22 protein-coding genes are annotated in these 23,454 nt (G+C 63.9%); 1 reads left to right on the top strand and 21 read right to left on the bottom strand.

What is annotated here, in order from left to right; genetic code table 11:
- Positions 1 to 30 precede the first annotated feature (30 nt).
- The 5 genes from serA to glmM form a co-directional block, all read right to left on the bottom strand.
- The gene (serA, locus tag CK222_RS06515) at positions 31 to 1,632 is read right to left on the bottom strand and encodes a phosphoglycerate dehydrogenase (RefSeq protein ID WP_067001828.1); all 1,602 of its coding nucleotides are present in this window, start codon (positions 1,630 to 1,632) and stop codon (positions 31 to 33) included.
- A gap of 67 nt (positions 1,633 to 1,699) precedes the next feature.
- On the bottom strand, positions 1,700 to 2,875 hold the full coding sequence (locus CK222_RS06510; RefSeq protein ID WP_095799772.1) for a phosphoserine transaminase: 1,176 nt from the start codon (positions 2,873 to 2,875) through the stop codon (positions 1,700 to 1,702).
- Positions 2,876 to 3,072: 197 nt separating this feature from the next.
- On the bottom strand, positions 3,073 to 3,933 hold the full coding sequence (locus tag CK222_RS06505) for an outer membrane protein (RefSeq protein WP_067319444.1): 861 nt from the start codon (positions 3,931 to 3,933) through the stop codon (positions 3,073 to 3,075).
- A gap of 206 nt (positions 3,934 to 4,139) precedes the next feature.
- Positions 4,140 to 4,955 carry an outer membrane protein gene (locus CK222_RS06500; protein ID WP_067319446.1) on the bottom strand — a complete coding sequence of 272 codons (816 nt, stop codon included), beginning with the start codon at positions 4,953 to 4,955 and terminating at the stop codon, positions 4,140 to 4,142.
- Positions 4,956 to 5,172: 217 nt separating this feature from the next.
- Entirely contained in the window at positions 5,173 to 6,525 is a 1,353-nt protein-coding gene (glmM, locus tag CK222_RS06495; protein WP_067001816.1) for a phosphoglucosamine mutase, read from the bottom strand.
- 364 nt (positions 6,526 to 6,889) lie between these two features.
- On the opposite strand from glmM, the gene CK222_RS06490 reads away from it, so the two are divergent.
- A complete protein-coding gene (locus CK222_RS06490) occupies positions 6,890 to 7,756 on the top strand; it encodes a hypothetical protein (RefSeq protein ID WP_095799771.1) in 867 nt (288 codons plus the stop codon).
- A gap of 384 nt (positions 7,757 to 8,140) precedes the next feature.
- On the opposite strand, the gene ftsH is transcribed toward CK222_RS06490, so the two are convergent.
- The 16 genes from ftsH to CK222_RS06410 form a co-directional block, all read right to left on the bottom strand.
- Positions 8,141 to 10,075, bottom strand: coding sequence for an ATP-dependent zinc metalloprotease FtsH (gene ftsH / locus CK222_RS06485; RefSeq protein ID WP_067001810.1), 1,935 nt, complete (start codon positions 10,073 to 10,075; stop codon positions 8,141 to 8,143).
- A 106-nt stretch (positions 10,076 to 10,181) separates the two neighbouring features.
- Positions 10,182 to 11,573 (bottom strand): tRNA lysidine(34) synthetase TilS, encoded by a 1,392-nt coding sequence (gene tilS, locus CK222_RS06480; protein WP_095799770.1) that lies wholly within the window; start codon positions 11,571 to 11,573, stop codon positions 10,182 to 10,184.
- Positions 11,574 to 11,624: 51 nt separating this feature from the next.
- Positions 11,625 to 12,770 (bottom strand): tol-pal system protein YbgF, encoded by a 1,146-nt coding sequence (ybgF, locus tag CK222_RS06475; protein ID WP_095799769.1) that lies wholly within the window; start codon positions 12,768 to 12,770, stop codon positions 11,625 to 11,627.
- 270 nt (positions 12,771 to 13,040) lie between these two features.
- The gene (gene pal, locus CK222_RS06470; RefSeq protein ID WP_067001802.1) at positions 13,041 to 13,547 is read right to left on the bottom strand and encodes a peptidoglycan-associated lipoprotein Pal; all 507 of its coding nucleotides are present in this window, start codon (positions 13,545 to 13,547) and stop codon (positions 13,041 to 13,043) included.
- A 316-nt stretch (positions 13,548 to 13,863) separates the two neighbouring features.
- Entirely contained in the window at positions 13,864 to 15,144 is a 1,281-nt protein-coding gene (gene tolB, locus CK222_RS06465) for a Tol-Pal system beta propeller repeat protein TolB (protein ID WP_245307372.1), read from the bottom strand.
- Between the two features lie 79 nt (positions 15,145 to 15,223).
- A complete protein-coding gene (locus CK222_RS06460) occupies positions 15,224 to 16,378 on the bottom strand; it encodes a cell envelope integrity protein TolA (protein WP_095782569.1) in 1,155 nt (384 codons plus the stop codon).
- Positions 16,379 to 16,385: 7 nt separating this feature from the next.
- Positions 16,386 to 16,847 carry a protein TolR gene (tolR, locus tag CK222_RS06455; protein ID WP_067001793.1) on the bottom strand — a complete coding sequence of 154 codons (462 nt, stop codon included), beginning with the start codon at positions 16,845 to 16,847 and terminating at the stop codon, positions 16,386 to 16,388.
- Between the two features lie 9 nt (positions 16,848 to 16,856).
- Positions 16,857 to 17,567: a protein TolQ gene (gene tolQ, locus CK222_RS06450; RefSeq protein WP_067001789.1), complete on the bottom strand. Its 711-nt coding sequence runs from the start codon at positions 17,565 to 17,567 to the stop codon at positions 16,857 to 16,859.
- A gap of 394 nt (positions 17,568 to 17,961) precedes the next feature.
- Positions 17,962 to 18,435, bottom strand: a complete 474-nt coding sequence (gene ybgC / locus CK222_RS06445) for a tol-pal system-associated acyl-CoA thioesterase (RefSeq protein ID WP_095799768.1) — start codon at positions 18,433 to 18,435, stop codon at positions 17,962 to 17,964.
- A gap of 146 nt (positions 18,436 to 18,581) precedes the next feature.
- On the bottom strand, positions 18,582 to 19,484 hold the full coding sequence (locus CK222_RS06440) for a metallophosphoesterase (RefSeq protein WP_095799767.1): 903 nt from the start codon (positions 19,482 to 19,484) through the stop codon (positions 18,582 to 18,584).
- A 128-nt stretch (positions 19,485 to 19,612) separates the two neighbouring features.
- Positions 19,613 to 20,650, bottom strand: coding sequence for a Holliday junction branch migration DNA helicase RuvB (gene ruvB, locus CK222_RS06435; RefSeq protein WP_067002199.1), 1,038 nt, complete (start codon positions 20,648 to 20,650; stop codon positions 19,613 to 19,615).
- A gap of 43 nt (positions 20,651 to 20,693) precedes the next feature.
- Complete coding sequence (gene ruvA / locus CK222_RS06430; RefSeq protein WP_095799766.1) at positions 20,694 to 21,314, bottom strand: Holliday junction branch migration protein RuvA; 621 nt, start codon at positions 21,312 to 21,314, stop codon at positions 20,694 to 20,696.
- Positions 21,315 to 21,324: 10 nt separating this feature from the next.
- A complete protein-coding gene (locus CK222_RS06425) occupies positions 21,325 to 21,744 on the bottom strand; it encodes a type II toxin-antitoxin system VapC family toxin (RefSeq protein WP_082980671.1) in 420 nt (139 codons plus the stop codon).
- Positions 21,722 to 21,991 carry an AbrB/MazE/SpoVT family DNA-binding domain-containing protein gene (locus tag CK222_RS06420; RefSeq protein ID WP_067319466.1) on the bottom strand — a complete coding sequence of 90 codons (270 nt, stop codon included), beginning with the start codon at positions 21,989 to 21,991 and terminating at the stop codon, positions 21,722 to 21,724. Before CK222_RS06420 ends, CK222_RS06425 begins: the two co-directional genes overlap by 23 nt.
- Before the next feature lie 53 nt (positions 21,992 to 22,044).
- Positions 22,045 to 22,557, bottom strand: a complete 513-nt coding sequence (ruvC, locus tag CK222_RS06415) for a crossover junction endodeoxyribonuclease RuvC (protein ID WP_067001770.1) — start codon at positions 22,555 to 22,557, stop codon at positions 22,045 to 22,047.
- A 213-nt stretch (positions 22,558 to 22,770) separates the two neighbouring features.
- Complete coding sequence (locus CK222_RS06410) at positions 22,771 to 23,301, bottom strand: DUF1465 family protein (protein ID WP_067001767.1); 531 nt, start codon at positions 23,299 to 23,301, stop codon at positions 22,771 to 22,773.
- Positions 23,302 to 23,454: the final 153 nt, after the last annotated feature.

Raw genomic sequence — 23,454 nt, 5'->3', positions numbered from 1 at the left:
CGCATGCCGAAGCATGCGGGGCATGATCTTTCAGGCGGCGCCGACATCGAAGTGCAGCGGTTTGGCCGAATCGATCGATTGGTGCGCCCGCAGTTGATCGAGCACCCTTTCCGGGAAGGGTGCGTCGAGATAGAGCAGCGCGATCGCATCGCCGCCCGGCCGGTTGCGGCCGAGCTGGAAGTTGGCGATGTTGACGCCGTTCTCACCGCAGACGGTGCCGAGCAGGCCGATGATGCCGGGCGCGTCGGCATTGGTCGTGTAGAGCATGTGCTGGCCGACCTCGGCATCGAGGTTGATGCCCTTGATCTGGATGAAGCGCGGCTTGCCGTCCGAGAAGCAGGTCCCGGCGATCGAGCGCGTCATATGCTCGGTCTTGACGGTGAGCTTGATGTAGCCGTCGAAGACGCCAGATTTGTCGCGCTTGACCTCGGCGACGATAATGCCGCGCTCCTTCACCATGATCGGCGCCGACACCATGTTGACGTCGGAGACCTGCGGCCGGATCAGGCCGGCAAGAGTGGCGCTGACCAGCGCGCGCGTGTTCATCGTCGCGGTCGAGCCGTCGAACAGGATCTCCACCTCCTTGATCGGATCTTCGGTGACCTGGCCGACAAAGGCGCCGAGCACCTCGGCCAGCTTGACGAAGGGTTTCAGTCGCGGCGCTTCCTCGGCGGTGATCGAGGGCATGTTGATGGCGTTGGAAACGGCGCCCTTGATCAGGTAATCGGCCATCTGCTCGGCCACTTGCAGCGCAACGTTCTCCTGCGCCTCGGTGGTCGAGGCGCCGAGATGCGGGGTTGCCACGACATTCTGCATGCCGAACAGCGGATTGTTCTCCGCCGGCTCGGCCTCGAAAACATCGACGCCGGCGCCGGCCACCTTGCCGCTCTTCAGTGCCGCGACCAGGTCGGCCTCGACGACCAGCCCGCCGCGCGCGCAATTGATGATGCGCACGCCGTCCTTCATCTTGGCGATCGCGGCCGCATCGATGATGTTGCGCGTCTTGTCGGTCAGCGGCGTGTGCAAGGTTATGAAGTCGGCGCGCGCGAAAAGCTCGTCGAGCTCGACCTTCTCGACGCCGAGCTCTTCAGCGCGGCTGTCCGACAGGAACGGATCGAAAGCCACGACATGCATCTTCAGGCCGACGCCGCGCGTCGCGACGATCGAGCCGATATTGCCGCAGCCGATCACGCCCAGCGTCTTGCCGGTGATCTCGACGCCCATGAAGCGGTTCTTCTCCCATTTTCCCGCATGGGTCGAGGCGTTGGCCTCCGGGATTTGGCGCGCCAGCGCGAAGATCATCGCAACGGCATGCTCGGCCGTGGTGATCGAGTTGCCGAAGGGCGTGTTCATCACGATGATGCCCTTGCGGCTCGCCGCCGGAATGTCGACATTGTCGACGCCGATGCCGGCGCGGCCGACGACCTTGAGCCTGGTGGCGGCATTGATCAGCTTCTCGGTGACCTTGGTCGCCGAGCGGATGGCGAGGCCGTCATACTGGCCGATCACTTCGAGAAGCTTTTCCTTGTCCTTGCCGAGATCGGGCAGGTAGTCGACCTCGATGCCGCGGTCCTTGAAGATCTGCACGGCGGTGGTTGAAAGTTTATCCGAGACGAGAACGCGGGGCGCCATGGCGGCCTCCTTGAAGAATGGGATTGATCCGTTTGGGATCGGCGGCCCGAAGGCCGCCGCGAATGACTCAGGCGGCCGCTTTCAGCGACGCCTTCTGCATGGCGAAGGCCCAGTCGAGCCAGGGCAGCAGTGCTTCGAGATCGGAGGTCTCGACGGTCGCGCCGCACCAGATGCGAAGGCCGGGCGGCGCATCGCGGTAGGAGCCGATGTCGTAGGCGACACCTTCCCTGTCGAGCGCCGAGACGATACCCTTGGCGAAAGCCGCCTGACCCTCGGCATCGAGCGCCGCCACGTCCGGATCGGTGAAGGACAGGCACACGGAAGTGTTCGAGCGCGTCGCCGGATCGACGGCCAGATGGCCGAGCCACGACGACCTGGCCACGAACCGGTCCAGCACCGCGGCGTTGGCCTCGGCGCGGGCGATCAGCGCTTCCAGGCCGCCGATCGACTTCGCCCATTGAAGCGCATCGAGATAGTCCTCGACGCACAGCATCGACGGCGTGTTGATGGTCTCGCCCTTAAAGATGCCCTCGATCAGCTTGCCGCCGGAAGTCAGGCGGAAGATCTTCGGAAGCGGCCAGGCCGGCTTGTAGGTTTCCAGCCGCTCGACGGCGCGCGGGCTGAGGATCAGCATGCCGTGCGCGCCCTCGCCGCCCAGCACCTTCTGCCAGGAGAAGGTGACGACGTCGAGTTTATCGAAGTCGAGCCGCTGCGCGAACGCCGCCGAGGTGGCGTCGCAGATGGTGAGACCCTTGCGGTCGGTCGGAATGAAATCGCCGTCCGGCACGCGCACGCCGGAGGTCGTGCCGTTCCAGGTGAAGACCACGTCGCGATCGAAATCGATCTGCGTCAGATCCGGCAACACGCCGTAGCCGGCCTCGAACTTGCGCACATCGGCGAGCTTGAGCTGCTTGACGACATCGGTCACCCAGCCGGAACCGAAACTTTCCCAGGCGACCATGTCGACGCCGCGCTCGCCAAGCAGCGACCACAGTGCCATCTCGACCGCGCCGGTATCGGATGCCGGCACGATGCCGATCCGGTAGCCGGCCGGGACCTTGAGGATTTCGCGCGTCAGCTCGATCGCCTGTTCGAGCTTGCCCTTGCCGATCTTGGCGCGGTGGGAGCGTCCGAGCGCAGCAGCTTCCAGCGCCTCGACCGACCAGCCGGGGCGTTTTGCACAGGGACCTGAGGAGAAATTGGGGTTTGCCGGACGGAGTCCGGGCTTGGTAAACGTCGTCATCGTGGTCTATCCTTCCAGATAGTGGCCCCTCGTTGGGGAGGGGTGGCCCACGGACGGCGATATGCTTTCAGGCTTTCGGCGTCAAGAGCAAAGTTTTTGTCGCTGTCGGGATATTTGTCTCACGGCACCACGCGCCGGAAACGAAAAAGAACGGCGGATCGCTCGATCCGCCGGCGGCAATTTCCGAGTTCCCTCGCTCACCAAAGATCGTAGCGCAGCCCGAGCTTGACCGTCTGATAGTCAATGCCCTTGCGGATATTGAAAGCGCCACCATCATAGGCGACGTATTTCGCCGCTGGGACGGAAAAGTATTCGTAGCCGAGATCGACCGAAACGTTCTTCGTGACCTGGTAAGAGAGCCCTGCGCCGATGGAATAGGCCAGATTGAACTTTGCCGCAGTATCGGTCTGCCCTTCATAGCCGGCCGGATCGTCGCAGAAAAATCCGCCGGTGCCGGCGCTGTTCGTAGGAACCTCCACGCAGTCGCGCGCGCCGATGCTTCTGTAGTATTTGTTGTAGGCGAGCCCGATCCCGCCGCCGATATAGGGCGTAAGCCCGACATAGGTGCCCAGGTCTACATAGCCATTGGCCATGATGCTGTAGCCCTTGTTGGAAGCGTTGTCGGAAAGGTCGCAGGCCTGGCTGGTCGCAACGGAATTGATCGTTCCGAAACCGTCGTCCACAAGCGTGTGCCCGTCGCAGGTGGCTCCCAGTCTGTCATGGGCGGCGAATTTGTCGGTCGGCAGGATTCCACCGTTCAACTCGACCCGCAGGTAGTCGTTGACGTGATAGCCCATGCCGATGCTGCCGCTGAACAAGCTGGACTCATCGCTGAAGCTGTTGAGCGGTCCCGACGAGGTTTCCTCATGCTTGAACGGGTGGCTGAAAGCGTAGCCGACGTCGCCGCGGAGGTACCACCCGGAGCCTACCTCGACCGGCTGATAGTCCGGCGCCTGGTCGACATAGATCGGCGGATCGTAGTCGGCCGACACCGCCTGTGTCGCCGGCATCAGCACGATTGCGGCGAGCGCCAGTGCGATACGCGATTTTGATGTCATGGTCCCCGGCTCCTGAGATTGGCACCAGTCGCGAACGCGAGCACAGCTGCCGTTTCAGGAGCATTGTTAACCATAGTGGTTAAGTGCCGGTTAAGGATAACAGGGAGTTACCGAATTGATTTCGATGCTGTTTTACCGGCCACCCACAAAAGAAAATCGCCCGGCTGGCGCCGGGCGATCGGCAGAATTTCAGGATCTCGAAGCGGCTACTTGGTGTAGATCGGCTCCGGCTCAGGCTGGTAGGCCACCGGTGTAGCGCACCCATTGTTGCCGCCAAACTGGTAGCGCAGACCGCCGCGCACCTCATGCGTGTTGATGCCGTGGTCGAACCCCGGCCCGGAACTCGTCGAATCGAACTCGAACATGCGCCCGCCCTGGATGTGAGTGAAGCGGTAGCCAGCGTCGAGGATCACCCTGTCGGTCAGGCAGTAGGAAGCGCCGGCCATGAGCGCATAGGCGAAGCGCCAGTTGGACGAACCCGGGTTGGTTTCTGTGGTGTTCGGGTCGTGGACCGTGTCCCACTTGACGTGCGCGCCGCCGATGCCGGCGCCGACGTAAGGCGTGATGCCGTGATAGGTGCCGATATCGACATAGGCATTGGCCAACAGCAGCAACGCGCTCATCCTTGACACCTCGGTTGATGTCGTGACGAGGTCCGAGGTCTGGCCGTTGAAGTCCGACTTGAACCAATAGTCGGCCGTTAGATCGGTCCGGAAGTAATCGTTGATCTTGTAGCCGACGCCGCCGCCGAGCGAGAAGCCGCCCTTCAGCTTGCCGAAATCGAAATCGTTGGTGCCGGGCGGTGGCCCGTATGTAATGTAGTCGATGCCGCGCAAGGTCGACTTGTGGTAGTCGATGTCGCCGCGAATATACCAGCCGCCGACGTCGATCGGTTGAGCCTCGACCAGCGGCGGCGGAGCTTCCTCCACCGGTGGTGGTTCCCCGAGGTCGGCGGCGAGGGCCGGCCCGGCCACTCCCGCCAACAGCGCGGCAAACAGTGCCATTCTTGCGGTATCGAACATGCTGTCACCCCTAAGAAGCCTCGGGACGACATCGCCCGAAGATGAACCTCGGCGTGGATAATGAATTGCAAAGGTTAAAAGCCGTTTAACCGTACCGATTAACCACGAATGCCTACAATTTTAGAGGGTATTCCGTTGTCCGGGGGTGTTGCGCGCGCGCGAAAAAGCCCGCCTGGCGGCGGGCTTGCAGGTGCGATCGTCCGGTTTGCGGCGGCGATCAGGCGGCGCTGCGGGTATCCGAAATGATACCGACGATCTCGTTGACGACGGCCTCGACCAGCTGCGGATCGTCGCCTTCGGCCATGACGCGGATGAGCGGCTCGGTGCCGGACGGCCGGATAACGAGGCGGCCGGCCTTGCCCAGGCGGTTGCGCCCTTCCTCGATGGCTGCCTTGACCGGCGCCTCCTCCAGCGGCTTGCCGCCGGAGATGCGGACGTTCTTCAGAAGCTGAGGCACCGGCTCGAACTTTTTCGACAGCTCGCTGACAGGCCGGTTCTGCCGCTTGATGCAGGCCAGCACCTGCAGCGCCGAAACCAGGCCGTCGCCGGTGGTCGAGAAATCGGACAGCACGATATGGCCGGACTGCTCCCCACCGACATTGAGGCCATGCGCGCGCATGTGCTCGACGACATAGCGGTCGCCGACCTTGGTGCGGTGCAGCTGCAGCTTCATGTCGCCAAGGAAACGCTCGAGACCGAGATTGGACATCACCGTCGAGACGACGCCGCCGCCGGCCAGCCGCCCGCTCTGGTGCCAGGACTCGGCGATCAGCGCCATGATCTGGTCGCCGTCGACGATGGCGCCGTTCTCGTCGACGATGACCACACGGTCGGCGTCGCCGTCGAGCGCGATGCCGATATCGGCGCGCACCTCGTGCACCTTCTTCTGCAGGCCGGCCGGATGGGTCGAGCCGCACTCCTTGTTGATGTTGAAGCCGTTCGGCTCGACATTGATGGCGACTACCTCGGCGCCGAGCTCCCACAGCGCCTCCGGCGCCACCTTGTAGGAGGCGCCGTTCGCGCAGTCGACGACGATCCGAAGCCCGGAAAGCGACATCGAGCGCGGTAGCGTGCGCTTGGCGAATTCGATATAGCGGTCGTGGACGCCGTCGACGCGCTTGGCGCGCCCCAGCCCGTCGGAATCGGCAAGCGACAACTCGATGTCCTTGTCGAGCATGCCTTCGATGCGCTCCTCGATCTCGTCGGAGAGCTTATAGCCGTCGGGGCCGAACAGCTTGATGCCGTTGTCGTAATAAGGGTTATGCGAGGCCGAGATCATCACCCCGATGTCGGCGCGCAGCGAGCGCACCAGCATGGCGACCGCCGGTGTCGGAATCGGCCCGAGCAGGAACACGTCCATGCCGGCGGCGCACAGGCCCGACACCATCGCGTTCTCGATCATGTAGCCGGAAAGCCGCGTGTCCTTCCCGAGCACGACGCGGTGCCGATGGTTGCCCCGCTGGAAAGAAAGGCCGGCGGCCATACCCACCCGCATGGCCACCTCGGCCGTCATGGGAAACTTGTTGGCGCGTCCGCGAATGCCGTCGGTGCCGAAATACTGCCCTGCCATACCTGCCAAAGTCCCCGTCGGTTTCAGCCGTCCGTATTGCCACAATTGGGCCGCATCCGATCATCACGTTTCGTGATTATATATTACCATTCCTTAGAAAATCATTGTCGCAGACGGGTCAAGTGATTCGGCAGCCTGCCACGACCTCTCGTTGTAACGGGAATATAAAAGCCCGGACAGCTTTTCCGCCCGACACGGTTGGAAAAACCTTATTTGCTCGAACCGAGCGCCAGCAATTTAGCACCCTGTCGGCAGGAACACAGTTTGTGAGGGCATCCGCGCGGGAAGCATCTGGCGCAGCCCGAAGTTGAGAGCTATTGATTTGGTATAGAGACCATTTGGCGCAGCAAGGGAGAATAACGCCATGCTTATTCATAGACTTGCAACATTGACGGGCATCGCCCTCGCAACCCTGTTCCTGGCGGCGCCGGCCAACGCCCTGACCATGGCCGAGTGCAGCACCAAGTACAACGCAGCCAAGGACGCCGGAACGCTCAACGGCCAGACCTGGAACCAGTTTCGCAAGGCCCAGTGCGGCAGCGACGCTTCCGCCGCGACCGACACCAAGGCGGCGACCGACACCAAGGCGGCGACCGAGACCAAGTCTGCGACCGAGACCAAGGCTTCTGACACCAAGAAGGCAAAGTCGGCAGCTGCCTCGGACGACACAGCCAAGGGCCTGACCGCAAAGGAATGCAGCACCAAGTATCAGGCCGCGAAGGCGGCCGGCACGCTGAACGGCATGAAGTGGAACGATTTCCGCAAGGCTGAATGCGGCCCCGGCGCCACTGCCGCGGCGGCCGCCAATCCTGCCGCCAGCAAGACTTCCACCGCTGCCGCTGACGGTGGTTCGGCCAAGGGTCTGACCATGGCCGAATGCAGCAGCAAGTACCAGGCTGCCAAGACCGCCAACAAGCTCAACGGCATGAAGTGGAACGACTTCCGCAAGGCCGAATGCGGCGCCGGCGACGACGACGACACCGTGCCGGCTCCGACCGAGGCGACTTTCACCAAGGAACCGGCAAAACCCAGCGTCGCTGCGCCGAAGGGCGTGACCTTCCCGACCGCCATCTCGCCGAAATTCGCCAACGAGACGCCGGCCAAGGCCCGCATGCACACCTGCCTCGAGCAGTACTATGCCAACAAGGACGCCGACACGCTGAACGGCCTGCGGTGGATCCAGAAGGGCGGCGGCTTCTACAGCCTCTGCAACGCCAAGCTGAAGAGCTGATCGCTCAGCGCTTACCTCCAAGACAAAGGCCCGCGCATCGCGAGATGCGCGGGCCTTTTCGTTGGACGCGCTTAAAGAGGCATATCGGCGCCGCAAAAGAACCCCCGCCGGCGAAGCTACCAATCTCCCCCTATATGGGCTGAGGACATCGCGAACGGGTGTGCGAAGACATCGCGAACAGTTTCGTGCGTTTGCGCGGGAGGTTCGGGGTGCCATGCGAGGCCAGAAGCGTGATCAGCCAGAAGGAAGATTGGCGCTTGCGCCGGACGCCGATCTTGCTGGTGCGGTCCGCGAGCGACTCGCCAATCGTCTGTGACCTCCCAAACAAAAACGCCGCGGTCTGAGCCGCGGCGTCGTTTTTTATGTTTCGTTTTCGATCGAGCCTTAGCCCTGCGGCTGCGGCTCCATGCCGCCTTCGGGCTCGGGGCCCTTCTTGCGACGGCCGCCGGTGCCGGCTTTCGGCACGGCCGAGCCGCGGCTGGGCGGCGTGTCGTCGCCAAGGTCTCGGGCGGGCTTGTGGCCGGCGATCAGCTGCTTGATCTCCTCGCCGGTCAGGGTCTCGTATTCGAGCAGCCCTTCGGCCAGCGCGATCCAGTCCTTCTTCTTCTTGGTCAGCACGGTCTTGGCGGTGGAATAGGCATCGTCGATCAGCCGGCGCACCTCGGCGTCGATGATCTGCGCGGTCTCTTCCGAGATGTTCTGCTGGCGCGCCACCGAATGGCCGAGGAAGACCTCTTCCTGGTTGTCGCCATAGGCGACATGGCCGAGCTTGTCGGAGAAGCCCCAGCGCGTGACCATGGCGCGCGCCAGCTTGGTCGCCTGCTCGATGTCGGAGGAGGCGCCGGAGGTGATGTTCTCCTTGCCGAACTTGAACTCCTCGGCGACGCGGCCGCCCATCATGATCGCCAGCCTCGAGATCATGTATTTGTAGCTCATCGAATAGCGGTCGCCTTCCGGCAGCTGCATGACCATGCCGAGCGCGCGGCCGCGCGGGATGATGGTCGCCTTGTGCAGCGGATCGGCCGTCGGCACGTTGAGCGCCAGGATGGCGTGGCCTGCCTCGTGATAGGCGGTCAGCTCCTTCTCGGCCTGCGTCATCGCCGACGAGCGGCGCTCGGCGCCCATCATGATCTTGTCCTTGGCGTCCTCGAACTCGGCCATGGTGACAAGCCGCTTGTTGCGACGCGCCGCCATCAGCGCGGATTCGTTGACCAGGTTCATCAGGTCGGCGCCGGAGAAGCCGGGCGTGCCGCGCGCGATGACCTTGAGGTCGACATTGGGCGCCAGCGGCACGTTGCGCACATGCACCTTGAGGATCTTCTCGCGGCCGACGATGTCGGGGTTGGGCACGACCACCTGGCGGTCGAAGCGGCCCGGCCTGAGCAGCGCCGGGTCGAGCACGTCGGGCCGGTTGGTGGCGGCGATCAGGATGATGCTTTCGTTGGACTCGAAGCCGTCCATCTCGACCAGCAGCTGGTTCAGCGTCTGCTCGCGCTCGTCATTGCCGCCGCCGAGGCCGGCGCCGCGATGGCGGCCGACGGCGTCGATTTCGTCGATGAAGATGATGCAGGGGGCGTTCTTCTTGGCCTGGTCGAACATGTCGCGCACCCGGCTTGCGCCGACGCCGACGAACATCTCGACGAAATCCGAGCCGGAGATGGTGAAGAACGGCACGTTGGCCTCGCCTGCGACGGAGCGGGCGAGCAGCGTCTTGCCGGTTCCGGGAGGGCCGACCAGCAGCACGCCGCGCGGGATCTTGCCGCCGAGCCGCTGGAACTTCTGCGGATCGCGCAGGAACTCGACGATCTCCTCCAGGTCCTCCTTGGCTTCGTCGACGCCGGCGACGTCCTGGAAGGTGACGCGGCCATGCGCCTCGGTGAGCAACTTCGCCTTCGACTTGCCGAAGCCCATGGCGCGGCCGGAGCCGGACTGCATCTGGCGCATGAAGAATATCCACACGCCGAGGATCAGGATCATCGGCAGCCACGAGATCAGATAGCCGAACAGCGAGTTCGAACCGTCGCTTTCAGGCCGCGCATTGATGGTGACGTTCTTGTCCTGCAGCCTGGAGACCAGCGACGGATCGCCCGGCGAATAGGTCTGGAAGCCGTTGGCGTTGTCCGTATAGTTGCCCGAGATACGGGCGCCGGCGATCGTCACGCTCTTGACCCGGCCGGAAGAGACATCCTGCAGGAACTGCGAATAGGCAATCTCGCTCGAAGCGCCGCGCGTCTGCGGCGTCTGGAAAAGATTGAACAGGGCGATGAGCAGGACCGCTATGATCGCCCAGAGCGCGAGGTTGCGATAATTCGGATTCATCTATTGTCCTGTTGGCGTCCGCGCGCGGACCCACGATGGTGATTGGAGGCTTGGGCCTAACATAGGGAGAGCGTCTCCCCTTGCCAAGCAGAACAGCATGCCTCGGTTAAGCTTTCGCCCATGCTCCGCCGGGATCATGGCCGCGAAAAGGCGAGGGCGGCAGCGGCGGCGCGCCGATCAGCGCGGCGACGGCGGCAGCGGGCCGGAGATCGAAGGACGGCAGGAAGCGGGTGAAGGGCGACACCGCAGGAACGATCGCCGTCGCCGCCGGCGCGGCATCACCGCCAGCCAAATCAAGGCGTTCGCCGCCGCGCCACAGCGCGGGCTCGGCGGCCAGCGCCTTGCGCAGCAAGCTCGCCGGAACGTCGCCTTCCGGGGTAAATCGCTTGGCGGCGCCGGGACCTGCTGGCGCGATCACCAACCCGCTCGGCCTGTCGCTCAATGTGATCCTCCGCCGACCGTCCCATAGGGCCTGATCCGCAGCCGGGACCGCGGGCAGATTGCGGGCCTCGCGGTGAAGGAAGATGCCGGTGCGGCGCGCGTCGACCACCGTCCGCGACAATGTGGCGCAAACCATCCCCGACCGCAGATGCTCGAACAGCGCCCGGCAACGCGCCTCGTCGACAAGGAACGAGACGCCACCGACCGTGGCGAGCAGGATGCGAAATGCATAGACGGCAGCTTCGCTGTCCTCACCACTTGCGAAATCGCGATCGAGGCGGATGAGCCCCGGAGCCGGCTGGCTAGCGAAGGCGCCGATCAGCGCCGCCGCACGCTGGCCGAGGTTCTCGCGCTCGGCGGCTGCCTGTCCGGCCTTCGCGATTGCTTCCTTGAAACGCGCCTCGCCGTCTCTGCCTGCAAGCGAGATGCGCAGGCGCGGCCGCTCGAAGCGCCGGTCGACATTGGTCGGATCCTCGGTCCAGCCGATGCCGCGACGCTTCAGCATCTCCCGCAATGCCGCGCGGCGCGTGGCGAGCAGCGGGCGGGCGATCCAGACTCGCCAATCGTAGAGCGTGGCGGGCGCCATGCCGGCGAGCCCGCGGCCGTCGCGTGGATCCTCGTCGCGGGCCTCCTCTTCACGAACTTGCCGCATCAGCACGGTCTCGGCCTGGTCGTCGGCGGTATGTCCGGTCACCGCCGTGCGGATGCCTTCCCCTTCGGCTGCCTCGGCCAGCAGCCGGTAGCGCGCCTCGCGCGCGGCGGCCGGCAAGCCGGTCGATGGCTTGCGGCCGGACCAGACGAGCGTGCGATGCGCGATGCCGTGCTCGGCGCAAAGCCGGGCGACAGCTTGCGCTTCGGCTGCCGAGCTTGGTCTGAGATCATGATCGATCGTCACCGCAAGCAGCCTTGCCGCGGGCAGGGTACGGTCGAGGTGGTGCTTGAGCAGATGGAGAAGGGCGGTCGAGTCGCTGCCGCCGGACACGGCCGCAACGGCGCCGTGGGAGAAGTCGAAGTCTTGGAAAAGGCGATCCGAAAGGTCAGTCTCGGTACCGAACATCACTGCGCGTCGTCCACAAGCGGTCCCGATTCTGGGACAACGACACGCAAGCTAGCACGAGGCCAGCGCCTTTTCCTGCTTGATGCGTTCCTTCAGCGTGCCGGAAACATCCGGGTAGCGCTTGCCGATCTCGTTGAAAGTGGCGCAGGCCACGTCGTTCTGCTTGAGGCCGACCAGCGATACGCCGAGCTTGAGCAGCATGTCGGGCGCCTTCTTGGCCTTCGGATAATCCTTGCTGGCGGCCAGGAAAACCTCCGCCGCGTCGCGATATTTTTGCTGGCCAAGCAGGGATTCGCCCAGCCAGTAATGCGCGTCCGCTGCCTTGGCGTCCTTGGGGAAGCGCGAGATATGGTCGCGGAACCCCTGCTCGGCGGTGGGATAGTCGCCCGACAGGATGAACTGGTAGGAGTTGCGGTAGAGTTCGTCCGGATTGTTGGTCGAGGGCAGCGAGGCCATGACCGTGCCGCCGGACTTGCCTTTGCCAGCCTTGCTGCCGGTCTCCGCGGCAGGCGCGTTTGCCGTAGCCGCGGGAGCTTCCGTCTGCGAGCCCGCCTGCGGGGCGGGGTCGGCATTGACGACATTGCCGTTCTTGTCGACGGTAATGGTGCCGAAGGTCTTCGGCGGCGCGCCGGTGATCAACTTGCCCGGGTCGCCGGTCTGAGACTCGACGATGACGTCGCCGACGCTCTTGCCGCCGCCGTCCTGCGGAGCCGAGCCGGCCGGAGCTTGCGTCGCCGGAGCCGTTGCGACGTTGGTGTCGGTGCCGCTGTCGCCGGCGCCAGCATCGCCCATATTCGTGTTGCCGCTGCTGCCGTCCTGCGGCGCGGCCTCCGACTTCTTCTGGCCGGTTGGCTTCGCGCCCTGCGAGCCGCCTTCGAGCTGCTGGAAGCGGAACTCGTTGTCCTCCTGCTGCTTGCGCATCTGCTCCTGCATTTGCAGGATCTGGAAATTGAGTTCCTCAAGCTTGCCGTTCATCTGGCGGATCTGATCCTCCAGACCGGTCATGCCGGCGCCGTCCTGCTGGGCGACTTGCGCCTGCTCGGTCTTCTTCTTGTCGCCGAAAATGCCCAGCGTCGGCAGATGGAAAGTGAAGCCGCTGTTCGAGGCTTGCCCGCTGTCCGCCGGGGCTGCGACGCCTGCGATGCTTGATAGGAGCAGCAGCGCAAGCGTGCCGCTCATGACCGTTCTGAAATGCATTATGTCTCTCGCCGTGAAAATCTGTTGGCCCGATGCGCCTTTCCAAATCGGAGGGGGATAAAGCGCCCTCGCGCTCTTAGCAGGACGCGAGACTTCGGCCAAATTTTGTTTCAAGCTGTCGCATATGAAAAAGGCGGCTCGGAGGCCGCCTTTCGTTCAGCGATGTTGTATTTTTGCCGCCCACAGCGCCGCGCGTCGTCAGACGCGCCAAGGACGCTGTGGCGCTTATGAGCGTTTCCGAAAATCGATATCGATTTCCGGCGCGGCGCGTCAGGAACCGGCGCCCGAGAGCGTGGTGACGGCGCGGCGGTTCTGCGACCAGCACGAGATGTCGTCGCAGACGGCGACCGGGCGTTCCTTGCCGTAGGAGATCGTCTTCAGACGGTTGGCCGCGACGCCCTTCGAAACCAGGAAGTCGCGGGTGGCAGCGGCGCGGCGGGCGCCCAGCGCCAGATTGTACTCGCGCGTGCCGCGCTCGTCGGCATGGCCTTCGATGACGATGGCATACTGCCTGTACTGGTTGAGCCACTGCGCCTGGCGCGACAGCGTCGTCTGCGCGTCGGCGCGGATCGACGAGGAGTCGGTGTCGAAGAAGATGCGGTCGCCGATGTTGACGGTGAAGTCCTGCGCCGAGCCGGGCGTGGCAGAGCCGGCGCCGTTGAGGCCGAGATCGGCGGCGCTGTTCGGCGTCTTCTTCGAGGCGCAGCCGGTGATGGCCAGAGCCGCCACCAGCGCGATCATCGCCGGATTTCTGGTAAGTGCTGCGATACGGCCCATGCCGCCTCTCCTTCGCATTCGAGTGATTTCGTTGATCACCCAGTAACCACGTTTGGGTTAACCGGCATTCAAGAAACACGGTTAATTTTTCGTTTCGAGCCGCCGTCCTCGGCCGATTTAGCTAGGCTCACAATGCGCGGCGACCGTAGGCGGAAATGCGGCCAAAACATGAAAAAAGGGGAATTGAGGAACTGAAGAACTGAGGAATTGAAGGAAGAAATTAAGCCAGCTTCTCTCTGAGATTTACAAGCGCCCCCGGTCCTCCATTTTCCTCAGTTCGTCAGTTCGCCGTTCCTAAATTCTTCCGTTCCTCTGCCTACTCCAGCAACGGCGACCAGGCCGGATCCGAGGCGAAGTTCGAGGTCGGGATCTGCTGCTCGTTGCGGCCGGTAAGATCGACCGTGACCAGCTTCGGCCCGCCGGCGGAGTCGCGGAAGAACATCAGCACGCGACCGTTCGGCGCCCAGGTCGGCCCCTCCTGCTGGAAGCCGGAGGACAGGATGCGCTCGCCCGAACCATCGGTCTTCATGACGCCGATCTGGAACTCGCCGCCCGACTGCTTGGTAAAGGCGATGAGGTCGCCGCGCGGCGACCACACCGGCGTGGAATAGACGCCGTCGCCGAACGAGATGCGGTGCGGGTTGGAGCCGTCCGCGCCCATGACGTAGATCTGCGAGCGGCCGCTGCCGCCGCCGCGGTCGGAGGTGAAGACGATCTGCGAGCCGTCGGGCGAATAGGAGGGCGAGGTGTCGATGGCGGTCGAGTCGGTGAGCCGCGTGGTCGAACGGCTTCTCAGATCCATGGCGAAGATGTTGGAGTTGCCGTCATCGCGCAGCAGGCTCATGATCACCTTCTGGCCATCGGGCGAAAAGCGCGGCGCGAACGTCATGCCGGGGAAATTGCCGACCAGCTCGCGCTGTCCGGTCTCGATCTGCAGCAGATACACCTTCGGCTGTCCGCTCTCATAGGACATGTAGGTGATTTCCTGCCGGTTCGGCGAGAAGCGCGGCGTCAGCACGATCGAACGGCCGTCCGACAGGTAGCGCACGTTGGCGCCGTCCTGGTCCATGATGGCAAGACGCTTCTTGCGCGCGTTCTTGGCGCCGGATTCGTCGACGAAGACGACGCGCGTGTCGAAATACCCCTTCTCTCCGGTCAGCCGCTCGTAGATCGCATCGGCGATGATATGGGCGACGCGCCTGGTATTGGCGTCATTGGCGAAGAACTGCTCCCCGGCCATCTGCTGGCCGGCAAAGGTGTCCCATAGCCGGTACTGGGCGCGGATGCGGCCGTCGGCTTCCTTGCCGACGCTGCCGGTGACCAGCGCCTGCGCATTGATCACCTTCCAGTCGTCGAACCGCGGCGTGGCGTCCGGGCCGGAGATCTTCTCGATGAAAGCGCTCTTGTCGATCGGCGCGAACAGGCCGGAGCGCTTGAGGTCGGCCGTGACGATCTCCGTGATCTGGGCGCCAAGCTCACCATTGGACTGGAAGTCAGTGATGGCGATCGGCAGCGGCTCGACATTGCCCTTGTTGACGTTGAGCTCGACGAGCGACCAGGCCGGCAAAGTGGCGGCGGTCGTCATGCCCAGCGCCATGGCTGCAATCGTCAGGAGCGGCTTGAGGAAAGATCTCATGTCTTCTCGCTTCTCTTCTTTGGTGGTTCGGACGCAAGGCCTACAGGCCAAGCATCTCCCTTGGGTCGAAGGTGACCCGGATGTCGTTCCAAATATCCTGCTTGCCGGCGGGAACCTGCAGGCCGGCCACGTCGCATTTTTGAACCGCGCGCACTGCGCTTTCGTCGAACTGCCGGTTGCCGCTCGACTGCTCGACCGACGGGCGGCCGTCGAGCTTGCCGTTGGTATCGAGATTGAACCGGACCACGACGACGAAGTTCTCCGAACCTTCCAGTCCAACGGGCAAGGTCCAGCAGCCGCCGAGCTGAGCTTCGAGCGCGCCTTGCTCGGATTTGGACAGCTTCTGGCCCTGATCCTTCTCGCCGCCGAGCGACGACTGCTGGGTGGAGCGCTTGGCGCCGCCACCGGACGGCTTCTGCTTGTCCAGAAGTGCTGAAATCTCGTCGGCGTTGAACTGCTTTTCATCCGACTTCGGCTTCGAGGAAGCTTCCTTCACCGGCTTTTCCGCGTCCTTGCGTTCCGGCGCCTTGGCGCTTTCGGCGGGAGCGGGCTGCGGCTTCGGCCGCGCTGCAGGGGCGGGTGCCGAGTCCGGAAGCTTAGCCTCCTCGGTCGGCTGCTCCTTGGCGATCGCCTCGGCGACGGCGTCCGGCTTGACCTCTTCCTTCTGGATGGCGGCGGTCGTGTCCTTCGGCGGTGCTGGCGTCGGCTCCTTGGCGGGTGTCGGCTTCGGCTCCGTCTGCTTGACCGGCTCGGGCTTGACCTCTTCCTTAGGTGTCGGCGTCGGCGCGACTTCGGTCGCCGGGGTCGGCTTCGGCTTTTCCTGCGGCTTCGGCACGTCCTCGACCGCCGGCTTCTCGGTCGGCGTCGGCGCCGGGGGCGGCGCGGATGTCTTCTCGACCGGCTTCGGCTTGGCCTCGTCGGTTACCGGCTTGTCGGTGTCGACGCTGTTCTCGCCGACCTTCTGCGCGTCGGGGACGATATCCGGGCGCTTGGTCGGCAGCGGCGCCGGCTTGTCATGCATGACCGCTTTCTTGTCGCCCTGCAGCGTCTGCGCGATCGCTTCCATCGGCACGATGTCGACCGCGACGGACTCCACGTCGGAAGCCGGCATGGCGGGCGGCGAGGACAGCGTGAACAGCCCGAAGGCCAGCGCCACCGCATGCAAGATCACCGAGGAGGTGAGGCCGGTCCGCATTTGCCGTCTACTGGTCCTGTTCCTGCAGCGAGATCAGGCCGATGTTCTTGTAGCCGGCGTTCTGGATGAGGCCCATCACCTTCAGCGCGGTGCCGTAACTGGTCGCTTTGTCGCCGCGGATGTAGATGCGCTCGTCATAGCCGGTCTTGGAAATCGCCTGCAGCTTGGCGACCAGCTCTTCCTGAGGGATTTCGGTTTCCTGCAGGTGAATCTCGCCGGAAGGGCCGATCGAGATTTGGATCGGCTGCGTGTCGGCGTTCATCGCCTTGGCTTTCGTCTCCGGCAGGTCGATCGGCACACCGACGGTGAGCAGCGGCGCCGCGACCATGAAGATGATCAGCAGCACCAGCATCACGTCGACCATCGGCGTGACGTTGATTTCCGACATCAGGGCATGATGACGACCGCGCCGCCGGTGGCCGCGTCCGCCTCGCCCTATGCCACCTGCGCTAGCAGCAGACATACCCATGATCGTACCTCAGGCCTTCTGCGCGACTTTTTCATCGATTTGGCGCGAGAGTATGGCGGAGAACTCATCCGCAAACCCTTCCATGCGCACGGCGAGCTTGTTCGCATCCGATGACAGCTTGTTGTAGGCGATGACGGCCGGAATGGCCGCGAGCAGGCCGATGGCCGTCGCCAGCAGCGCTTCCGCGATGCCGGGCGCCACGACCGACAGGCTGGTGTTCTTCGAGGCGGCGATCGCCTGGAAGGAGGTCATGATTCCGATGACGGTGCCGAACAAGCCGATGAATGGCGCGGCCGAACCCGTGGTGGCGAGGAAGCCGAGCCGACCCTCCAGCCTTTCCATCTCGCGGGTCAGCGCGAGATCCATCGCCTTGTCGATGCGAGTCTGCAATGCCAGCGCCGATTTGGCGCCCTTCTCGAAGCTCTTCTTCCATTCGCGCATGGCGGCCACGAAGATCGCGCCCATGCCGGTGGTCTTGCGGTCGGCGAGCGTGCGGTAGAGCTCCTCGAGCGACTGTCCCGACCAGAACACCTGCTCGAAGCGGTTGAGCGCCATCCGCATACGGCTATAGGCGACAAGCTTGTCGATGATGATTGCCCAGGTCCAGATCGAGGCGCACAGCAACCCGATCATGACCAATTTGACCACCCAGCCGGCCTGCATGAACAAGGCCCATATCGACAAATGCGCGCCCGGGTCGGCGAGTGCGATGTTTTCCATGACTACGTCCTTAAGATTTTTCCGGGCATCGCTGACGGCTGGCCCATGGCATCCCTTTGGTCCGATCGCGCGAAGCCTGAAGCTCGCGGGACAAGCCCCGAATGCACCGTTTCGCGGCGTTTTCGGGGCAAATCTTGGTGAAAGGAAGGCACACGAATTGCGCCAATCTTCACCAATTCCTTCATGAACCGTTATGGTTAAGGATGGGTTAGGATATGAAGCGTGGCGCATTGCCGCGCCCACCCGGCCGGCGCCATGCTGGACGCGGCCGATCAGTGCACATCGCGCTGAAGCGGGTCCGGGCGACGCGCTTTAGATGTTTTGGTGCATGTCGTTGTCCCAGAACGGGCAACTCCTGCGTGACAGGGATTCGGCCGAAGCCGGTTCGCGGTGATCAGTCGCTCGCCCTCGGCATAAAGGCCGCGACCCATTCCTTCGGAAATCTGCGCGGGCGGCCGTTCTCGCCGATGATCGCCGCCTCGACCTTCGCTTCGACCAGCACCTCGCCGCCACGCCTCAACTGCTGCGCCATGAAGATGCGGGCGCCCGAAATGTCCTCGGTGCGCGTGTCGATGGTGAGGATGTCGTCCATGCGGGCCGGCGAACGGAAGTCGATCTCCATGCGCCGCACCACCCAGACGATGCGCTCGCCATGCTTGCCATCGGCAAGCTCGGTGTGATGGACGCCGGCGAGCCTGAGATAGTCCGAGCGCCCACGTTCGAAGAATTCGAGATAGCGCGCATGGTAGACGACGCCGGAGAAATCGGTGTCGGCATAGTAGACGCGGGCCATCAGGCGATGGCCGGATTGCGTCAGCGCCCCCGAGAGCCCGGCGCTGAGCGCTGCGGATTCACCATGATCGTCCATCGCGCTTTCCTTATTCAGGCCCGAACAGGCAGGTGTTTGGCGCGAGAACCGGATGGCACTGTTGGGCGGGATGATCAAGCCTTGATGGCGGGGCAGCTGGCGCTAGGCGCCTGCGCGGTTTTCCGTCCGCGTGAAAAATACTGGAGCTACCCGAGATCGATCTGCAGGATCTCCGGCGGCATGCCGAACCGCACCGGCATGATGCTGAAGCCGAGCCCGCCGGAAACGATCAGGTTGCGATCGTTCTCGACGACATGGCCATAAGCGTAGCGGTTGCCGAAGTCGGACGGCACGACCGGCGAATAGCCGAACAGCCGCACCTGCCCGCCATGGGTGTGGCCCGAAAGCGTCAGCGAAACCCGCCAGGGCACTTTCGGAAAGATGTCCGGCTCATGCGCGAGCAGGATGATCGGCTCGTCGCCTTGCACCTTGGCAAGCGTCCCGCCGAGGTCGTCCAGGCCCTTGAAGCCGTGGCGGCCCAGGGCTTTGCTCGGCCGGATTGCCAGTTGGTCCGCGAGTCCAGCGATCCAGAAGCCCTGCCCGTCCTTCTCCAGCCGCATCACGTCGTTTTCCAGCACCGGGATGCCGACGCTCTCCAGTGCCTTGCGCGCGGCCGTTGGCCCGGCCATGGCCAGTTGCGCCGCATGATCGTGCCACCAGTCGTGATTGCCGAGGATCGAGAGCACGCCGAGCGGCGCCTTCAGCCCTGACAAAGCGGCGGCCCACTCCGGTGCAGACACTTCGGCCGTGACCAGCCGCATTCCATCGACATAGTCGCCGAGCAGCACGATCAGGTCTGGCTGCAGGGCATTCGTCCTTTCGACGAGCGAGGCGATCCGCTCCGAGGTCATCCAGGGATGACAGGCATGAATGTCGGCCAGTGCTGCGACGCGCAGCTTGAGGCCTGCGGGCCAGTGCGGCGGCGTCAGCGAATAGCGTTTCACATGGGCGAGCAGCATCGGCTCAATGCCGACCGCATAGGCGCTCAACGACACCATGGACAGGAACGATCCGCCGATGAGGCGCAGAAAGCCACGTCTGGTGATCATCGGTCAGCCCCGACCCTCGGAAATGCGTCAAGCTGCCTTAGAGGCTGCAATTGTGCCTTCAGCTTGGCGGAGCTGGGGAGATTTCGCGCAGGAAGCCCTTCAAGGCGCGTCCGACGAACAAATGTCCGTTACTCTTCCTGGAACAGGCTGATCTGCTGCTGCGCGAGGTCTTTCGGTGCTTCAAGGCCGAGATGCCGCCAGGCATTGGCGGTCAGCACGCGGCCGCGCGGCGTGCGCTGGATGAACCCCTGCTGGATCAGATAGGGCTCGATGATGTCCTCGATGGCGTCGCGCGGTTCCGACAGCCCAGCCGCGATCGTCTCGATGCCGACCGGTCCGCCGCCGAAGTTGCGGGCGATCATCGAGAGATACCGGCGGTCGAGCGCGTCGAGGCCGAGCCCGTCGACTTCCAGCCTGGTCAGCGCCTCGTCGGCAATGCGTTTATCGACATGGCCGTTTCCGGCGACGGAGGCGAAGTCTCGCACCCGGCGCAACAGACGTCCGGCAATGCGCGGCGTGCCGCGAGCGCGGCGCGCGATCTCCAGCGCGCCGTCGTCACCGAGCGGCATCGAGAGGATGCGGGCGCCGCGGCGCACGATCTGCTCCAGCTCCTCGACCGTGTAGAAATTGAGCCTGACCGGGATGCCGAAACGGTCGCGCAGAGGATTCGTCAAAAGTCCGAGCCGGGTTGTCGCCGCAACCAGCGTGAAGCGGGCAAGATCGATCTTGACCGAGCGCGCCGCCGGCCCCTCGCCGATGATGAGGTCAAGCTGGAAATCCTCCATCGCCGGGTAGAGGATTTCTTCCACCGCCGGATTGAGCCGGTGGATCTCGTCGATGAAGAGCACGTCGCGCTCCTCGAGATTGGTGAGCAGCGCCGCAAGGTCGCCGGCCTTGGCGATGACCGGCCCCGACGTCGAGCGGAAATTGACGCCGAGCTCACGCGCCATGATCTGCGCCAGCGTCGTCTTGCCGAGCCCCGGCGGGCCGACGAACAGCACATGGTCGAGCGCCTCGCCGCGGCTCTTGGCGGCATCGACGAAGACCTTGAGATTGGCACGCGCCGCAGCCTGGCCGACGAACTCGTCAAGCGACTGCGGCCGCAAGCTCTGGTCGGCATCCTCGCCGCGCTTGTCGGGGGCAATGAGACGGGGCGAAAGGCTCATGCGGTCTTCCTTGCATACGGCAAGGACCGGGACAAGCGCCGCCTCACCGCGCCAGTTCCTTCAGGCCGAAGCGGATCAGCTTCGAGGCGTCCGCCCCTTCGCCGGCCGACTTTAGGGCCGTGGCCACCGCATTGGCGGCGATGTCGCGCGAATAGCCGAGATTGACCAGCGCCGAGACCGCGTCGGTGATGGGTGCTGCCGCCACGCCTTCGCCAAGCTCCTGCTTGAGGCCGATCGTGCCGGTGGCGGCGCCCGCATAGGCCGGCGCCTTGGTGCGCAATTCGGTGACGATGCGCTCGGCCACCTTCTTGCCGACGCCCGGTGCGCGCGACACCATGGCGATGTCGCGCAACGCGATCGCATTGGCGAGGTCGGGCGGCGCCAGCGTCGACAGCACGGCCAGCGCCACCTTGGCGCCGACGCCCTGCACATTGTTCATCAAAAGGCGGAACCACTCGCGCTCGAGCGGGGTCTGAAAGCCGTATAGCCGGATCATGTCCTCGCGCACATAGGTCTCGATGAACAGCACCACCGCCTCGCCGGGGGACGGCAGCGCGGCAAGCGTGCGAGCCGAGCAATGGACGACATAGCCGACGCCGTGCACGTCCACGACGCAGGAATCCTCGTCGATCTCATCCAGCGTGCCCTTCAGCTTGCCGATCATGTCCTGGCCTTCATGGATGCGTTTCCGGAGAGACGATTTCGAGGTCGGGAAAATAGCTGCGATAGCGAGGAGCGTCGCGCGTCAATAGGCGGTGACCAGCAACGGCCGCATGAGCACCAATGAAAAAATCCGGCAAGGTCCGCTCTCGAACACCGCCGGCCCGCCGATAACGGGAATGTGCCACCCCAGCCAAGAATGCGGCTTCCCAGGGCAAAAACTCGCGATCCATTTCAAGCCTCTCGGCTGCTTTCCTCAGCATTGCTTCGGAAGCAACAAGGGGAGCAAGCTCGGACCAGACGATGCTGTTGATGACCAACGCGCCATCGCGTCGGCAGGAGATAATCGCGGACGAAGACCATTCCGTCAGCGGCCCAGCCGGACCCCAGACGTCAATGAGCACGTTTGTGTCAATCAACGTCGAGATTTTCACGTGGTCCCCTCAACCACTCCATGTACTCGTCCGTCGTCATGCCGCCCAAATCCAGCGTCCCCTCCATCTTGCCGAGGACCTCTTTGAATTTGCGGGCAGCTTCCTCCTCCGAAATGTTTTCGTTGACGGCGACAAGCCGGGCGCCCTCGTCCGTAGCCACGAACTGGACCTCCGAACCCGGGCCTATGCCCAAGTGGTCCCTTATTTGTTTGGGGATCGTGACTTGCCCTTTGGTGGTCACACGCATGGTAATACTCCGAAGGTATTACTTACTGCGCAAATGAGAACAAGTCAAGAACACTACCCGGCCAGCGCCGCCATTCGGTAGGCGACGCTTTGACGGTGATGCGCATGACATATGGCGATGGCCAGGGCATCGGCGGCATCGTCGGTCTCGAACACCGCTTTCGGCATCAGCACTTTCACCATCATATGGATCTGCTTCTTCTCGCCGTGACCGACGCCGATCACCGCCTTCTTGACCGCGTTGGGCGCGTATTCCGCTACCGCCAGCCCGGCGCGCGCCGGCACCAGCATGGCGATGCCGCGCGCCTGGCCGAGCTTCAGCGTTGCTGTGGCATCCTTGTTGACGAAGGTCTGCTCGATCGCCGCCTCGTGCGGCATGGCCTGGTGCAGCACTTCGGCGAGCCCATCATGCAATTGGCAGAGCCTCGTTGCGAGAGGCGCCTTGTCGTCGGAACGCACGGTGCCGGAGGCGACGAAGCGCAGCGAATTGCCGAGGCTCTCGACGATGCCCCAGCCGGTGCGCCTCAGGCCCGGATCGATGCCGATGATGCGAATCGCTTCCCCCATGCGCCAAGTCTAACCTCGGCGCATGGCGATGCCAGTGAATTGTGAACAAACCAGAAACAGCCTGTGCCGGGGATGGGCTGCTTCAGAATTCGATCCGATGAGTCCTAAGGCGGCGTTCTCGAAAACCGGTGCGGAGCGTGCTTTGGTATGCGAGCACCGGACGCGCAAGAAACGGCGCCAGATGGCCATCAGAGCGAATTTTGGAGCAGCCTGTTAGCCGCGGGCGAAGGCCGTGTTCAGCAGGCTGATCTGATCGGAGACCGGGTTGGCGCGGCGGCCGGCGGCCGGCGTGTCGTGCATGGCGCCGCCGTAGATCTCCTCGTCCATGCGCTTCACCAGCGCCTGCAGGCGCAGCGACCGGCTCACCAGGTCCAGGAAGTCCTTTGGCAATTCGCTCCAGCCCAGCGCCTCGTCATGCGCGGAGGCGGTATCGAGCCGCACCTTGGATTTTTCCGAGGCGACCTGGTCGCGGGTCATCTCGCCGGAATTGGCCGCGCGCTGCAAAAGCAGCCAGGAGGCGACCTGCATCAGCCTCGTGGTAAGACGCATCGATTCGGCCGCATAGAGCGTCGCCGCCGTGCGCGACAGCTTCTTGGCTTCGAGCCTGCCTTTGCCGTCAAGATATTCGGCCGCCTGTTCGACCAGGCCCATGCCCTCCTGGTAAAGCGGCTTGAAGGATTGGGAGAAAACCCGGCGCTCCGCGAGCTTTATGGTTTTCGCGCTGCCCTTCGAAGGCTCGTTCATCGATACGCCCCTGCACTGCCGCAAGCCGATTCGGCATCCTTGCCGATACGGCCTGCACCCTTAAACGACTGAGGCTTGAAAATGCGCTTCGATGCCCATGAAGGCAAGCGCATGTTTAACAAACGGTTAACGCCGAGGCGCGCTGCCCGCCGG

The sequence above is a fragment of the Mesorhizobium sp. WSM3866 genome, assembly GCF_002294795.1.
Classification (GTDB): Bacteria; Pseudomonadota; Alphaproteobacteria; order Rhizobiales; family Rhizobiaceae; genus Mesorhizobium.
The sequence above is the reverse complement of the archived record's forward strand: the minus strand, read 5'-3'. Positions and strand labels throughout refer to the sequence as shown.

Bases quoted from the DNA above. Each gene is read 5' to 3' on its own strand.
- tolB (WP_245307372.1), bottom strand. From the start codon at position 15,144: ATGGCGCTGGGCATGACGACCGCCGCCACTTTGCCGGCCTGGTCGCTC.
- ybgF (WP_095799769.1), bottom strand. From the start codon at position 12,770: ATGCATTTCAGAACGGTCATGAGCGGCACGCTTGCGCTGCTGCTCCTA.
- CK222_RS06410 (WP_067001767.1), bottom strand. From the start codon at position 23,301: ATGAACGAGCCTTCGAAGGGCAGCGCGAAAACCATAAAGCTCGCGGAG.
- glmM (WP_067001816.1), bottom strand. From the start codon at position 6,525: ATGGCAGGGCAGTATTTCGGCACCGACGGCATTCGCGGACGCGCCAAC.
- CK222_RS06500 (WP_067319446.1), bottom strand. From the start codon at position 4,955: ATGTTCGATACCGCAAGAATGGCACTGTTTGCCGCGCTGTTGGCGGGA.
- CK222_RS06510 (WP_095799772.1), bottom strand. From the start codon at position 2,875: ATGACGACGTTTACCAAGCCCGGACTCCGTCCGGCAAACCCCAATTTC.
- tolR (WP_067001793.1), bottom strand. From the start codon at position 16,847: ATGGGTATGTCTGCTGCTAGCGCAGGTGGCATAGGGCGAGGCGGACGC.
- pal (WP_067001802.1), bottom strand. From the start codon at position 13,547: ATGGGCCGTATCGCAGCACTTACCAGAAATCCGGCGATGATCGCGCTG.
- ruvC (WP_067001770.1), bottom strand. From the start codon at position 22,557: ATGGGGGAAGCGATTCGCATCATCGGCATCGATCCGGGCCTGAGGCGC.
- tolQ (WP_067001789.1), bottom strand. From the start codon at position 17,567: ATGGAAAACATCGCACTCGCCGACCCGGGCGCGCATTTGTCGATATGG.
- CK222_RS06505 (WP_067319444.1), bottom strand. From the start codon at position 3,933: ATGACATCAAAATCGCGTATCGCACTGGCGCTCGCCGCAATCGTGCTG.
- CK222_RS06460 (WP_095782569.1), bottom strand. From the start codon at position 16,378: ATGCGGACCGGCCTCACCTCCTCGGTGATCTTGCATGCGGTGGCGCTG.
- CK222_RS06490 (WP_095799771.1), top strand. From the start codon at position 6,890: ATGCTTATTCATAGACTTGCAACATTGACGGGCATCGCCCTCGCAACC.
- ruvA (WP_095799766.1), bottom strand. From the start codon at position 21,314: ATGATCGGCAAGCTGAAGGGCACGCTGGATGAGATCGACGAGGATTCC.
- ruvB (WP_067002199.1), bottom strand. From the start codon at position 20,650: ATGAGCCTTTCGCCCCGTCTCATTGCCCCCGACAAGCGCGGCGAGGAT.
- CK222_RS06420 (WP_067319466.1), bottom strand. From the start codon at position 21,991: ATGCGTGTGACCACCAAAGGGCAAGTCACGATCCCCAAACAAATAAGG.
- tilS (WP_095799770.1), bottom strand. From the start codon at position 11,573: ATGTTCGGTACCGAGACTGACCTTTCGGATCGCCTTTTCCAAGACTTC.
- ftsH (WP_067001810.1), bottom strand. From the start codon at position 10,075: ATGAATCCGAATTATCGCAACCTCGCGCTCTGGGCGATCATAGCGGTC.
- serA (WP_067001828.1), bottom strand. From the start codon at position 1,632: ATGGCGCCCCGCGTTCTCGTCTCGGATAAACTTTCAACCACCGCCGTG.
- CK222_RS06440 (WP_095799767.1), bottom strand. From the start codon at position 19,484: ATGATCACCAGACGTGGCTTTCTGCGCCTCATCGGCGGATCGTTCCTG.
- ybgC (WP_095799768.1), bottom strand. From the start codon at position 18,435: ATGGACGATCATGGTGAATCCGCAGCGCTCAGCGCCGGGCTCTCGGGG.